The organism is Bradyrhizobium sp. SZCCT0231, from assembly GCF_018130245.1.
In the GTDB taxonomy this organism is placed as follows: Bacteria; Pseudomonadota; Alphaproteobacteria; order Rhizobiales; family Xanthobacteraceae; genus Bradyrhizobium; species Bradyrhizobium japonicum_F.
The window spans coordinates 176,695-189,734 of sequence record NZ_JAFCKP010000008.1 but is presented as its reverse complement, the minus strand read 5'-3'; the positions used below and the strand labels follow the sequence as shown (position 1 = coordinate 189,734).

11 protein-coding genes are annotated in these 13,040 nt (G+C 64.6%); 4 read left to right on the top strand and 7 right to left on the bottom strand.

Annotation, left to right across the window (positions count from 1 at the left end; all coding sequences use genetic code 11):
• Positions 1–114: 114 nt before the first annotated feature.
• The 4 genes from JQ566_RS20450 to JQ566_RS20435 all read right to left on the bottom strand — a co-directional run bounded on the left by JQ566_RS20450 (position 115) and on the right by JQ566_RS20435 (position 6,350).
• On the bottom strand, positions 115–642 hold the full coding sequence (locus tag JQ566_RS20450; RefSeq protein WP_212375063.1) for a DUF2846 domain-containing protein: 528 nt from the start codon (positions 640–642) through the stop codon (positions 115–117).
• 143 nt (positions 643–785) lie between these two features.
• Positions 786–1,529 (bottom strand): carbonic anhydrase, encoded by a 744-nt coding sequence (locus JQ566_RS20445; RefSeq protein WP_212374895.1) that lies wholly within the window; start codon positions 1,527–1,529, stop codon positions 786–788.
• Between the two features lie 130 nt (positions 1,530–1,659).
• Positions 1,660–5,163 carry a DNA polymerase III subunit alpha gene (gene dnaE / locus JQ566_RS20440; RefSeq protein WP_212374894.1) on the bottom strand — a complete coding sequence of 1,168 codons (3,504 nt, stop codon included), beginning with the start codon at positions 5,161–5,163 and terminating at the stop codon, positions 1,660–1,662.
• 464 nt (positions 5,164–5,627) lie between these two features.
• The gene (locus tag JQ566_RS20435; RefSeq protein ID WP_212374892.1) at positions 5,628–6,350 is read right to left on the bottom strand and encodes an outer membrane protein; all 723 of its coding nucleotides are present in this window, start codon (positions 6,348–6,350) and stop codon (positions 5,628–5,630) included.
• Between the two features lie 253 nt (positions 6,351–6,603).
• Between JQ566_RS20435 and JQ566_RS20430 the strand changes: the two genes are divergently transcribed.
• From JQ566_RS20430 to JQ566_RS20420, 3 genes are all read left to right on the top strand, one after another.
• Positions 6,604–6,912 (top strand): DUF3551 domain-containing protein, encoded by a 309-nt coding sequence (locus JQ566_RS20430; protein ID WP_212375061.1) that lies wholly within the window; start codon positions 6,604–6,606, stop codon positions 6,910–6,912.
• A gap of 1 nt (position 6,913) precedes the next feature.
• Positions 6,914–7,186 (top strand): DUF3551 domain-containing protein, encoded by a 273-nt coding sequence (locus tag JQ566_RS20425; RefSeq protein WP_212374891.1) that lies wholly within the window; start codon positions 6,914–6,916, stop codon positions 7,184–7,186.
• Positions 7,187–7,318: 132 nt separating this feature from the next.
• Positions 7,319–8,623, top strand: a complete 1,305-nt coding sequence (locus JQ566_RS20420) for an MFS transporter (protein WP_212374889.1) — start codon at positions 7,319–7,321, stop codon at positions 8,621–8,623.
• 43 nt (positions 8,624–8,666) lie between these two features.
• Here the strand turns inward: JQ566_RS20420 and map are convergent, their stop codons facing one another.
• Positions 8,667–9,416 (bottom strand): type I methionyl aminopeptidase, encoded by a 750-nt coding sequence (gene map / locus JQ566_RS20415; protein WP_212375059.1) that lies wholly within the window; start codon positions 9,414–9,416, stop codon positions 8,667–8,669.
• 307 nt (positions 9,417–9,723) lie between these two features.
• The gene (locus JQ566_RS20410; RefSeq protein WP_212374887.1) at positions 9,724–11,100 is read right to left on the bottom strand and encodes an FAD-binding oxidoreductase; all 1,377 of its coding nucleotides are present in this window, start codon (positions 11,098–11,100) and stop codon (positions 9,724–9,726) included.
• A 108-nt stretch (positions 11,101–11,208) separates the two neighbouring features.
• Here JQ566_RS20410 and JQ566_RS20405 point away from each other — a divergent pair, with 108 nt between their 5' ends.
• Positions 11,209–12,117 (top strand): LysR substrate-binding domain-containing protein, encoded by a 909-nt coding sequence (locus JQ566_RS20405; RefSeq protein ID WP_212374885.1) that lies wholly within the window; start codon positions 11,209–11,211, stop codon positions 12,115–12,117.
• Between the two features lie 109 nt (positions 12,118–12,226).
• On the opposite strand, the gene JQ566_RS20400 is transcribed toward JQ566_RS20405, so the two are convergent.
• Positions 12,227–13,015, bottom strand: coding sequence for a helix-turn-helix transcriptional regulator (locus JQ566_RS20400; protein ID WP_212374883.1), 789 nt, complete (start codon positions 13,013–13,015; stop codon positions 12,227–12,229).
• Between the last annotated feature and the right edge of the window lie 25 nt (positions 13,016–13,040).

The following is a 13,040-nucleotide window of genomic DNA, read 5'->3' as shown; positions in this document are numbered from 1 at the left end:
CATCAGGCGCGCAGCCGGCTGAACGGCGGTTGAACGAAAAGCTCGGATTGAGGCGTCGGCGTGGCCACGCGGCTGCTGGCGTCAGCTTCAGGTCAGCCTCAAGGCAGCCCTACCTTACTCCACAGCTTGCAGCTCGGCGAGCTTCGTTCGCGCGGTCGCCTCGTCCAGCGCAACGAGTTCGGCCGGCCCGGGATTCGCCTCTCCTGCCGTCGCGATGGAAACGGCTGCAAGCCCGACCAAGCCGCCGAGGACCGCGCCGCCCGTCGCGGCATCGTGCCTGGGACTGCTCTTGATGAGATAGAAATGCGTCCGGCCGGCTTCCATCACGATCTCGCGCTTGGTGTCGCCCGGAAACATCAGCTCCGTCACCAGCAATTCGTGGCGACCCGCGGGACGATCGGCATAGGCATATTTCCCGGCTACGATCTTGCCGAGCGCCGCACCGTCGAGCTTCACCTCGCAGGCGCAGATGGCCATACTGAGGCCGTTCCTCTTGTCCTGGAGCAGGACGACGCGCGAGTGTCCGGCGCGCGGAGGCCCGACCTTTTTTGACACAGAGGCAAAGTCGGTTCCGACCCGATCGCTGACACAGCCCACCAGCACCGCACCTACGGCCAACAACAACGCGCCCCGTCGCAGCATCGCACACCCCAGCCCATTCCCCGGAAGCATGCTAGCTGGAATCAGCGACAGGTTGCAACAACGTCCGGCAACCATTGCGTAGATGGCGAAGTCCGGGCGTCGGAGCTGCAGCACACGACGCCCGATGCTCCAGACGCCGGGCTTTAGCCCTGGGCGAGCAACTCGACCGTCCCGGTCCTCAGCCGATAGAGACCGCCGACCACCTTGAGCTTGCCCTGCTCGACCGCCGCATTGAGGATCGGGGTGGCCGATTTCAGCTTGGCGACGTTGTCGAGGACATTCTGACGGATGGCGTTGTCGAGCGCGTTCCCGCTCTGCTGGGCCGCCGTCTTCACCGCCGGCGCGATCGCGGCGACGAGCAAGGGAATGTGCCCCGGCTGCGGCTTGTCGTCCTTCAACGATTTGATGGTCGCATCGACGGCGCCGCAATTGTCATGGCCGAGCACCAGGATCACGGGCGTGCCGAGCACGGCGACCGTGTACTCCATGCTGGCGACCGTTTCATCGCCTGCGAAATTCCCGGCGACGCGGCACACGAACAGGTCTCCGCGTCCGGTGTCGAAGGCATATTCGGGCGCGATGCGCGAATCGGCGCAGCTCAAGACGGCCGCGTAGGGATTCTGGCCGCCGACCAATGCCTCGCGCTCGTGCTTGAAGTCGTGGCGGCGCGACACGCCCGAGACGTAGCGCGCATTTCCCTCCATCAGCCGCTTCAGCGCCGCATCGGGCGACAGCACGTTCTGCGGCTTCGGCGGCACCTTTGCCTCCTTGGCCGACGCGGCCCCGCCGAACGCCGCCGCCGCAAGCGCCGAGGTGGCAAACAGCATCATGGAGCGCCGGGAGGGAGCAACAGGTTGATGCAGATTTTCAGAGCATTTGTCGCACATGGCTGTTGTTCTTCCTGGCTTCCCGCCGAACGAGGTGGTCGAGGAAACAACTGATAGCTGCGCTCGACCGGCTTCGAAACCAGGTGCGGGCCAAATAGTTAAGCTTTGGTTTGCGGCGGTGCAGGCAACGTCAGAGCTGCTGCACGTCCACCACGCCCGCGACCGCCTTGATCGCGCCGGCGATCTGCGGCGAAACCTTGAAACGGCCGGGCAGCTTCATCTCGACCTCGGTCTCGAGGTCGAGCATCATCACCAGCGAGACCTCGCCGTCGCCGTTGGAGCGCGGCGCAATCGCGGGACTCCCGACCTTTGGCGCGGCACCGTTCGAGGCCGCCATGTCGGGTCCGGCGAGACGCTTGGCGATCGAGTCCAGCGGCTTGGTGTCGCGCAGGAAGATGCGCAGGCCCTTCTGCGTCTTGGCCGCGGCGTCATCGAGCGGCTCGGCATGCAGCACGCGGGCACGGACGTCATCGCCCTGAAGCTCGGCCCCTAACTGCAGCAGCACGGCGGCACCCGGCTCAAGCACGTCGCGATATTGCGCAAGGCCTTCCGAGAACAGCACTGCCTCAAAGTGGCCCGTGGGATCGGAAAGCCCCATGATGCCCATCTTGTTGCCGGTCTTGGTGCGCCGCTCCATGCGCGACACCACGGTCGCGGCGACCTTGCCGGCGGTGGCGCCGGTCTTCACCGCGCGCGAGAACTCCGCCCAGCTCTGCACGCGCAGCCGCTTCAAGACGGTGGCGTAATCGTCGAGCGGATGTCCCGACAGGAAGAAGCCGATCGCGTCGTATTCGCGGCGCAGCCGCTCGGCCGGCAGCCATGGTTCGATCTGCGGCAGCATGATGGTCGGCGCGTCCGCCGACATGCCGAACATGTCGTTCTGGCCGATGGTCTCGGCCTGATGCGCGCGCTGGCAGGCGGCCAGGATCGAGTCCGCGCCGGCGAAGACGCGGGCGCGGTTCGGCTCCAGCGTGTCGAAGGCGCCGGCGGCAGCCAGGCTCTCGATGATGCGCTTGTTGATCGCACGCGGATTGACGCGCGCGGCGAAGTCGGCGAGCGAGGTGAACACCCCGCGCTTGGTACGCTCCTCGATGATCTGCTCGATCGCCTGAATGCCGACGCCTTTGAGGGCGGCGAGCGCGTAGTAAATGGTCTTCTCGCCGACCTCGAAGGTTGCCCCCGACCGGTTGATGTTCGGTGGCTCGACCTTGATGCCGAGGCGCTGCGCCTCGGAGCGGAATTCGGAGAGCTTGTCGGTGTTGTTGAGATCGAGCGTCATCGACGCCGCGATGAACTCCACCGGATAATGCGCCTTCATGTAGGCGGTGTGGTAGGATACCAGCGCGTAGGCCGCCGCGTGGCTCTTGTTGAAGCCGTAGTCGGCGAACTTCGCCAGCAGCTCGAAGATGGTCTCGGCCTGCCCCTTCGGCACGCCGTTCTTCACCGCGCCCGCGACGAAGATGTCGCGCTGCTTGTCCATCTCGGCGCGGATCTTCTTGCCCATGGCGCGGCGCAAGAGGTCGGCGTCGCCGAGCGAATAGCCCGACATCACCTGCGCGATCTGCATCACCTGTTCCTGGTAGATGATGACGCCGAAGGTCTCCTTGAGGATCGGCTCCAGCACGGGGTGCAGATATTCCGGCTCCTCGTCGCCGTGCTTGCGCGCGCAATAGGTCGGGATGTTCGCCATCGGACCCGGGCGATAGAGCGCGACCAGTGCAATGATGTCCTCGAAACGGTCCGGGCGCATGTCGATCAGCGCGCGCCGCATGCCCTGGCTTTCAACCTGGAACACGCCGACCACGTCGCCGCGCGCCAGCATCTGGTAACTCTCGGCATCGTCGATCGGCAGCGTGGCGAGATCGATGTGGATATCGCGCGGCTTGAGCAGCTTCACCGCGACGTCGAGGACGGTGAGCGTCTTCAAGCCGAGGAAGTCGAACTTCACGAGGCCCGCCGGCTCGACCCATTTCATGTTGAACTGGGTCACCGGCATGTCGGATTTGGGATCGCGGTAGAGCGGCACGAGCTCGCTCAGGGGACGATCGCCGATCACGATGCCGGCCGCATGGGTCGAGGCATGGCGGGTCAGGCCTTCGAGGCGCTGGGCGATGTCGAAGGCGCGCGCCACGACGGGATCTTCATCGCGGAATGCCTGGAGCTTCGGCTCGCTCTCGATCGCGGCGGCCAGCGTTACCGGTGCCGCCGGATTCTGCGGCACGAGTTTTGTGAGCTTGTCGACCTGGCCGTAGGGCATCTGCAGGACGCGGCCGACGTCGCGCAGCACGCCGCGCGCCTGCAGCGTACCGAAGGTGATGATCTGCGCAACCTGGTCGCGGCCGTAGCGCTCCTGCACGTACTTGATCACCTCGCCGCGGCGGTCCTGACAGAAGTCGATGTCGAAGTCCGGCATCGAGACGCGTTCCGGATTGAGGAAGCGCTCGAACAGCAGGCCGAACTTGATCGGGTCGAGGTCGGTGATGGTCAGCGCCCAGGCGACCAGCGAGCCTGCGCCCGAGCCGCGGCCCGGCCCGACCGGAATGCCGTGCGCCTTGGCCCATTTGATGAAGTCGGACACGATCAGGAAGTAGCCCGCGTACTTCATGCGCATGATGACGTCGAGCTCGAACGCCAGGCGCTTGTTGTAGTCCTCCTCCGTCGTGCCCTGCGACAGGCCGTGCACGCGCAGGCGGTTGGCGAGCCCCTCCTCCGCCTGCCGCTTCAACTCGGCCGCCTCGACCGCGGCCGCGTCCGAGCTCGCCGCGGCGCCGACCGTGAAGAACGGCAGGATCGGCTTGCGCGTCATCGGCCGGAACGAGCAGCGCTCGGCGATCTCGACCGTCGAGGCCAGCGCCTCCGGAATGTCGGCGAACAGCACCGCCATCTCGGCGCGCGTCTTGAAGCGATGATCCGGCGTGAGCTGCTCGCGTTCGGTCTCGGCGATCAGCCGCCCGCCGGCGATGCAGAGCAGCGCGTCATGCGCTTCGTAATCGTCGGTCGCGGCGAAATACGGCTCGTTGGTCGCAACCAGCGGCAGTCCCTTGGCGTAGGCGATGTCGATCAAGCCGCTTTCGACGCGCCGCTCCTTCTCGGTGTTGTGACGCTGCAACTCGATGTAGAGCCGGTCGCCGAACAGGCCGGCCAGACGCTCGCAGCGCACGCCGGCGAGCTCCGCCATGCCGCCGGCCAGCGCCAGCGAGATCGGCCCGTCCGGTCCGCCCGTCAGCGCGATCAGGCCCTCGGTCTCGCCCTCGAGCCAGTCGAACTTGATGAACGGCGCATGGCTGTCGGGCGATTCCAGGAACGCGCGCGAGTTCAGCCGCATCAGGCTGCGATAGCCGCGCTCCTGCGCGGCCAGCAACACCACGCGCGACGGCCCCATCGCGTTGCGCGCGTTGGGATCCTGATCGCCGAAATCGATCGCCAGCTCGCAGCCGACGATCGGCTGGATGCCGGAGCCCGCCATCTTGTCGGAGAACTCCAGCGCACCGAACAGATTGTCGGTGTCGGTCAGCGCCAGCGCGGGCTGGTGATCTTTCTTCGCAAGCTCGGCAAGCTTGGCGATCTTGATCGAGCCCTTGAGCAGGGAATAGGCCGAGTGAACGTGAAGGTGAACAAATCCGGCGCTCGGCATGGTCGCGTGACGGCCTCTTGCAGATGAGATGGAGCGGTCGCCGGCGCCAGGGGATCATGCACTCGCCATCCGCCCTCTCTTGCCGACTCGCCTCGCAATGGTGGGGTGTCGCGCCGCCAGAGTCCACGCCGGAGCGGACGCCTCGCCGCGTCGTCCCGCTTTTCCCCAGCCAGGCCTGCCTTTGAGCCGCGGAATCAGAGCTGCGGTATGACTTGGGCCCAGATCGCGATCATCCCGACGAACAGCGTGATGGACGCCAGTGCGGCGGCTTCTTCCACGAAAACCCTGAACATGGCCTGCTCCCTTGTTGGAACGTATGAAGAACATTGTTCTTATTTTGTTCTATGGAGTCAAGCCTAGTTGGTGATCTCGCAACGCGATGGTTAACTCGCTGAATTCACGCAATAAAAAAGCCCCGGCCGACGGCCGGGGCTTTCGACAACCGCTCAAAAGAGCGATCGGTATCAGTAACGGCCGATGATCGGGCCGCCGAACTTGTAGTTCAGGCGGACGAGACCCATGTCGACGTCCTGACGGATGCGCTCCGTGCCAGCGAAGCCAGCGAACGTGACGTCCTTGTCGGCCAGGAAGATGTGGTTGTACTCGACGCCAACCGACCAGTTCGGCGCGAAGCCGTACTCGAGACCGGCACCGACCGTACCGCCCCAGCGGGTGTCGCTGGTCGACGCGAGCAGCCCACCACCGAGGTCAAAGATCTCGTACTTGTCGCTGACGACGGCCGCACCGCCCTTCACGTAGACGAGGACGTTGTTCCAGGCATAACCGACCTGGCCGGTGATCAGGCCGAACGCATCGATCTTGGTGCGGTTGCGCGTGGCGAACAGCGCGCTGAGATTGTCACCGGAGAAGTCGGCCCAGTTGCCCTGGCCTTCCACGCCGAACACCCACTGGCCCGACTGCCAGCGATAGCCGATCTGGCCACCGACGGTGCCGCCGGTCGCATCGTGCGAGCCTTCGCGACCAACTCCAACGAAATCCCAGGTCGCGTGCGACGAACCGCCGCCGCCGTTGATGCCGATGTAGAAGCCGCTCCAGTCGTAAACCGCGGCGATGGCTGCCGGCGGAGCCTTGGTATAGGGCCGCGCCGCGAGGTCAGCAGCCAGTGCCGGCGCAGCCGCGCTGAGCGCGACGAGGCTGACAGCGGCAAGCAACAAATTCTTCTTCATTGGATTCCCGTTCCAGTTTCTTCAGAGGCCCCCGGGCCGTGACTGTCGTCATAACAGCGATCGACGGAATTGCTGTAACCACGACGCAACAGTCGGAGCCAAAGGCCCGCGCTTCATTAATGAACGTTTAGCAGCGCGCGCTGGAAACCCTATGAAACAAGGGTTTTCATGAGTTCCAATGTCGACTACACGACATAAACTGCATGCGCGCGTAATGACGTCGCGCGCACATTCGCGTGATTGGAGAATCGAAATGCGCGGTCGAGTTCCTCATCCCATTGTCGCCACACTTTCGCTCGCATTCATCACATTTGCACTCGCATCGACTGCAAGCACGCCCGCACGCGCATTCGGCAAGAACCATCCGTTCTGCCTCACGGGTGATGAATGGCCGGGACTGAGCAATTGCAGGTTCGACAGCTACGCGCAGTGTCAGGCGAGCGCGTCCGGTCGTGCGCTGACCTGCATCGCCAATCCGTATTTCGTCGGACAGAGCGACGATCCATACGCATATCAAAATCGTCCGCGCGCGCAGGCGCCGGGCTATTTCCCGCCGCGCTGAGATGCGCCGCGCCGCAGTGATGCTCGCCCTCACCGGCATGCTCCCGGCAAGCGGAGCTGCGCACGCGCAGACCTATGATCCGAGCTATCCGGTCTGCATGCAGATCTACGGCCCCGTCGGCTATTTCGACTGCCGCTACGGCTCACTTGCGCAGTGCCGATATCTCGCCGTCGGACGTTCAGCGACATGTGTGGTGAACCCGTACTTTCCGCTGAAGAAGCCTCCTCGCCAATCGAGGTCGGCCAACCCCGGTTCGGCACATGCGGGACGCTGATATGCAGTTCGCTCTCCGCCGATGCTCGGGTGTTGACGCGGACTGATCGCGGTTTAAGTACGACAGACAAATCTTGCAGGGGTGGCGACGTTCGCTGGGCTGGTTCCCGTTGACGCCACCAATGCAGGACTCATGACGACTTCGCCTCAAGCGACCTCGCGCCGCGCAAAATCGGCTTCGGCTTCCGCGCCCCCTCACCTTGCCATCGTGCTGTTCTCGCTCGCGATGGGCGGCTTTGCGATCGGAACCACCGAATTCGCATCGATGAGCCTGTTGCCGTTCTTCGCCGCCGATCTCGGCATCGACGAGCCGACCGCAGGCCACGCGATCAGTGCCTATGCGCTCGGTGTGGTGCTGGGGGCACCGCTGATCGCCGTGCTCGGCGCGCGGTTCGCGCGGCGCACGCAGCTCCTGGCACTGATGGCCGTGTTCGCGCTCGGCAATGCGCTCACGGCGCTTGCGCCCGGCTATGGCGCGATGATCGCGGCCCGCTTTCTCTCCGGATTGCCGCACGGCGCCTATTTCGGCATCGCCGCACTGGTCGCGGCCTCGCTGGTTCCCCAACATCGTCGCTCGCAGGCGGTCGGTCAGGTGATGCTCGGCCTGACCTCTGCCACCATCATCGGCGTGCCGCTCGCCAATCTGATTGGGCAGGCAGTCGGCTGGCGCGCGAGCTTCGGCCTCGTCTCGGTGCTGGCGTTGCTCACGGTGTTGCTCTGCGCCTTGTTCGCGCCGCGCAACCAGGCCGGCAAATCCGATCCGTTGCGCGAGCTCGGCGCGCTCAGGAGCGGCCGTGTCTGGATCACGCTCGCGATCGGCGCCATCGGCTTCGGCGGCATGTTCGCGGTCTATACGTATCTTGCGACGACATTGATCGAGGTCACCAAGGTCAGCACCGCGGTCATCCCGTTCTTCCTGGCTGTGTTCGGCATCGGCGCGACACTGGGCAATCTGTTCGTGCCGCGCTTCGCCGACCGTGCCTTGATGCCGACGGCGGGCGTCATCCTGCTGTTTGCCGCAGTCGCGCTGCTGGCATTCCCGCTTGCGGCCGGCAATCCCTGGCTGCTTGCGGCGGACATCTTCGCCATCGGCGCCAGCGTCTCGCTCGGCGCCATCCTGCAGACGCGGCTGATGGATGTTGCGGGAGATGCACAGGCGCTCGCGGCCGCGCTAAATCATTCGGCATTCAACACGGCCAATGCGCTCGGCCCGTTCCTCGGGGGTCTTGCCATTCGCGAGGGATTCGGCTGGACCTCCACCGGTCCTGTCGGCGCCGCGCTCGCACTTCTCGGTCTGCTGATCTGGGCCATCGCCTCCCGCGACGCCGGGCCTGCGCCGGCCGGCATCATCCCGCGACGCGAGGCAGCTCCACTTGCGCCACCGCTGGAGCCGGACCACCGAAGCCGCTCGGCTTCCGCCAGCGATCCGGTGGCATGACATCGGCGCAGGTCAGGCGAGGCATAAGGCGGCCCCGGTCGCCTCAGCCCGCCATCGTCACGATCAAAGGGCCTTGCTTTGTAGCGACAACAGTGTGTTCGTACTGCACCGTCGGCGCTTCGGGACTGCTGTAGAGCGTCCACGGATCGTCACCATCCTGTGCCCACTCGGCGCCCATGGAGAGGAACGGCTCGACGGTGAACACCAGGCCGTCGCTCATGATACGGCGTTCGGAGCGGTCGGGCCATGTTGCGATCTCTGTCGGCTCCTCATGGAGAGACAGGCCGACGCCATGACTGGCAAGATTCCGGACCAGGCTGTAGCCGTTCTTCCGCGCAAAGGTCCCGATCGCCTGGCCGATGCCGGCAATCGGTTTGCCGGCGCCCACCTGCCGCAGCCCTGTCCACATCGCCCGCCGGCCGTCCCTGCAAAGGCGTTCGATCCTGCGGGTGACGGGCGGAACGGCGAACGAGGCTCCCGTATCGGCGAAGAAGCCGTTCTTCTCGGCCGACACATCGATGTTGACGAGATCGCCGCGCGCGATCCGTCGCTCGCCCGGAATGCCATGCGCGATCTCCTCGTTCACGCTGATGCAGGTCGCTCCGGGAAAGTCGTAGGCCAGCTGCGGAGCCGAACGCGCTCCGGCAGCTTCCAGGAGCTTTCGCCCGATCTGGTCGAGTTCGGACGTGGTCATGCCCGGCTCGAGCGCCTTCCCCATCGCCTCCAGCGTATTGGCGACGATGCGCCCGATCTCTTTCAGGCAGGTGAGGTCGTTGTCGTCAGAGATTGTCATATCCGGGCTCTTCTCGAAAGCCGGGGGCATAGCGCCTGCGAAGGTGGCTTGCAAATACCGGCACGGGCCAGGTGCACGCGCGAAGCAAGATCGGTCATCCCGTGACCAAGCTGCGCGATGACGTCGTGTTCAATGCACCTGGATTGAGCTACATGAAACCCGGATCACGCGGGAGGTAGCTGCCCCAATCTCCGAACTGTCGATTCGACATCAGCAGAATCGGGAAGGTCAGACGCATCCCGTTTTCAATAGCGCCTTCCACGGACATCCTGAACGGGATGAGAACGACGAGATCCTCGGCCGCCAATCAGGCCAGCGGCCGGATGTTCTGGTTCATGCGGAAGAAGTTCGCCGGGTCGTATTTCGCTTTGATCCGCTGCAGACGCCGGTAGTTTGGTCCATAGGCGGCAGCGACAGGATCGCCCGTCTCGTCATCATCGAGATAGTTGACATAGCGGCCGGAAGCAAAGAAGGGCCGCATCCTTTCGTAAGTTTCGCGCGCCCAGGAGATGCAGCGGCTCGTATCGCTGGGCTGCATCCACTGCGCGAGAATCAGAAAATTGTAGCCCTCCTGCCGATGCGGAAATGCCGTATCCCCCGGATCGATGCGGGCCGCCGCGCCGTGGATGTGTTCGAGGAGGAACTGCCCCATGGGAGTCGGGCAGCGCGCGAAACAATCGATCATGGTCGAAATCGCACCATCACTCAGCTCCTTCAGGAAGTTCGATTTCCAATAGTTGAAAGCGCCTTTCGGATAGTTGGCGTCGAGCATGCGGTTGAGCTCGCAATAGGGTATCGGCCCGACTGCATCCAGGATCGGTGCCCCGAACTGTTTCAGCGGCCGCATGGCTCCTTTGGCATGCGCCGCCGAACCGCAGTGGCTGGTGACGAGGGCGGCGACCTCCGTGCCGGATCCGTCGGGCGCATGGGTCAGGGATGCGAACAGCATGTGCTCGTCCGTAAGCGAGCGCGTACTGGTCCGGAAAAATTCCAGCACATCACGGGAGCGCTCGATGGGATGGATGATCGGGCCACCCGTGATGATCGGCCCGACGATATGGAGATCATATTCGAGACTGGTGGCGATCCCGAAATTTCCGCCGCCGCCGCGGACGGCCCAGAACAGATCGGGCTCCTCTTGCTTGCTGGCCCGCAAGACTTTGCCGTCAGCGGTGACGAGTTCGACGGCGCGCAAATTGTCCAGCGCCAAGCCGTACTTGCCCATCAACCAGCCCAGACCTCCTCCGAGGGTCAGGCCGGCGATCCCCGTGGTCGAGATCACGCCGCCGGTGACTGCCAGTCCGCGAAGTTGCGTTTCGCGATTGAGCTCGCCCCAGGTGACCCCGCCCTGCGCCCATACGGTCTTGCCGAGGGCGTCGACCCGGACGCCCTTCATGGGTGAGAGGTCGATCATGATCCCGCCGTCGATAGTTGCGCGCCCTGCTACATTATGGCCGCCGCCGCGAACCGCGACCTCAAGACCGAGCTTGGTCGCAAGAGCGAGGGCATCGACGACATCAGCCACGCCGCGGCATCTGGCAATCAATGCTGGCCGTTTGTCGACCAGCCCGTTGTGGACCATTCGCGCCTCATCGTAGCCCTCGTCCGCTGGCTTGAGCAGTTGTCCTCCAAAGGAGGGACCAAGATCGGCGGCGGCGCTGGCGACAGATGCAACGGATGACATGACACGATTTCCTCAGCTTGATCCCACCACATCCTCGGTCGCGGACTGTCTCGGAGCAAATCCGAAGAATTCAGGTGACGATGAACTGATTTCACCTAGACTAGCGGCATGCACAGGCTGCCGCCGCTGATCGAGCTTCGCGCGTTTGAAGCCGCTGCCCGCCATCTCAGCTTCAAGAAGGCTGCGGCAGAACTCGGCGTGACACCAACGGCGATCAGCCATCAGATCGGGCTGCTCGAGCAGTATTGCGGTCGGGCTCTGTTCCGGCGCAGACCACGGCCTCTTTCATTGACCGATGCCGGAGCGCGGCTCTTCCCCGCCATTCGCAGCGGCCTCGAGATGTTTGCCGCGGCCATTGCGGCCGTCAAGCAGGAACGCGATCAGCAGCCCCTCCGGGTGACGACGACCAACGCTTTCGCCAGCCGCTGGCTCGTCCCCCGCCTGCCGCTGTGGCGGAAGTTGCATCCCGACGTGCCGCTGGAAGTCATCGGCACTGACTCAGTACTGGATCTGCAGGCTGGAGACGGCGACGTCGCCATTCGCTATGCAACGAGCCGGGTGCGGCCGGCGGACGGAATCGTCGATGATCTCTTCAGCGATACATTCTGGCCGGTCTGCAGTCCGCGCCTGCTTGCAAACGGGCGGCTGAAGAAACCAGCCGACCTTGCGAACCACGTTCTGATTCACTCCTATTGGTCGCCGGCCGATCGCGAGCCGCCCACGTGGCAGAGATGGCTCGCCACGGCTCAGCGCAGATGGCGCGAGGTGCCTCAATTCAAGGACATGCAGCACTTGAGTTTCCGGGAGGAACTGCACGCGATCGAGGCGGTGATCGCTGGACAGGGGATTGGAGTTTTCAGTGATGTGCTCGCGGCACACGACCTCGCCGCAGGTACGCTCGTGAAGGTGTTCAAATTGAGCTTGCCTGGGTACGCCTTCTATGTGGTCAGCAAGCCAGGCCATCCGCGCGCGCGGATCATCCGGGCCTTTTCGGAGTGGTTGCGGTCAAATCCTTGATCCACTTCTCGGTGCCCTTCGGGATGTCCACTCCGGTTGACCTGCGAGGGCAGAGCCCGGACTAATCGCAACGTGTCCGCTTGCCTCTCGAAAGCAGATGCGCCGGCCACTAGGTCTCCACGCCTTGCACAGGCGTATAGATCACGAGCTTCAGCGCGGGATCGTCGTTGGCCTGGAAGCTGGTGTGCTCGAAGTGCAGCACGCCCTTGGTCGGATGGTTCATGGTCTTCCGGCCCGAGATAGTGCTGCGGATGTCGTGTGCCTCCCACCATTTGACGAATTCCGGACTGCCCTGGCGCAGTCGCGTCAGCAACTCCGTGAAGGCGGGATCGCCGGCCCAGACGTCGTGGGTGGCGCGAAACATCGCCACCATGGCCTTGGCGACGTCCGCCCAGCCGGCGCCGTAGGATTTTCGCGTCTGCCTGTTGGTCATCATCAGGAGCAGCGTGTTGCGGTCCTGCTCCGGCAATCGCCCGAAGCCGAAGACGTCCTCGGCCGCGTCGTTCCAGGCCAGCACGTCCCAGCGCCGGCCGGTGATGTAGGCCGGCTGCGCCAGGCTCTCGATCATCCGCCGAATCGGCGGGGGCACGGTTTCGCGCGTGAACACGCTTCTTGCGCGGTCGCGCGCCAGCGCCTTGAGGTGCGCGTGCTCGGTCTTGCTGAGACGGAGGGCCCGGGCCAGCGCATCGACGGTGGTCACCGACGGGCTGACGGTGCGGCCCTGCTCGAGGCGGATGTACCAGTCGACGCCGATGCCGGCGAGCTGCGCGACTTCTTCGCGGCGCAGCCCCGCAGTGCGCCGCCGGCTACCTGCGGGCAGTCCGACCGTTTTCGGCGTCAGCTTTTCGCGGCGGGACCTCAGGAAGTCACCGAATTCAACGCGGCGTGGATCGGCCATGACGAGCGTCCCTACGATGGAGGGC

Excerpts from the sequence above, each read along its gene's own strand:
- map (WP_212375059.1), bottom strand. The coding sequence starts at position 9,416 with ATGACAATCTCTGACGACAACGACCTCACCTGCCTGAAAGAGATCGGG.
- JQ566_RS20450 (WP_212375063.1), bottom strand. The coding sequence starts at position 642 with ATGCTGCGACGGGGCGCGTTGTTGTTGGCCGTAGGTGCGGTGCTGGTG.
- dnaE (WP_212374894.1), bottom strand. The coding sequence starts at position 5,163 with ATGCCGAGCGCCGGATTTGTTCACCTTCACGTTCACTCGGCCTATTCC.
- JQ566_RS20430 (WP_212375061.1), top strand. The coding sequence starts at position 6,604 with ATGCGCGGTCGAGTTCCTCATCCCATTGTCGCCACACTTTCGCTCGCA.
- JQ566_RS20425 (WP_212374891.1), top strand. The coding sequence starts at position 6,914 with ATGCGCCGCGCCGCAGTGATGCTCGCCCTCACCGGCATGCTCCCGGCA.
- JQ566_RS20410 (WP_212374887.1), bottom strand. The coding sequence starts at position 11,100 with ATGTCATCCGTTGCATCTGTCGCCAGCGCCGCCGCCGATCTTGGTCCC.
- JQ566_RS20445 (WP_212374895.1), bottom strand. The coding sequence starts at position 1,529 with ATGTGCGACAAATGCTCTGAAAATCTGCATCAACCTGTTGCTCCCTCC.
- JQ566_RS20420 (WP_212374889.1), top strand. The coding sequence starts at position 7,319 with ATGACGACTTCGCCTCAAGCGACCTCGCGCCGCGCAAAATCGGCTTCG.
- JQ566_RS20435 (WP_212374892.1), bottom strand. The coding sequence starts at position 6,350 with ATGAAGAAGAATTTGTTGCTTGCCGCTGTCAGCCTCGTCGCGCTCAGC.
- JQ566_RS20405 (WP_212374885.1), top strand. The coding sequence starts at position 11,209 with ATGCACAGGCTGCCGCCGCTGATCGAGCTTCGCGCGTTTGAAGCCGCT.
- JQ566_RS20400 (WP_212374883.1), bottom strand. The coding sequence starts at position 13,015 with ATGGCCGATCCACGCCGCGTTGAATTCGGTGACTTCCTGAGGTCCCGC.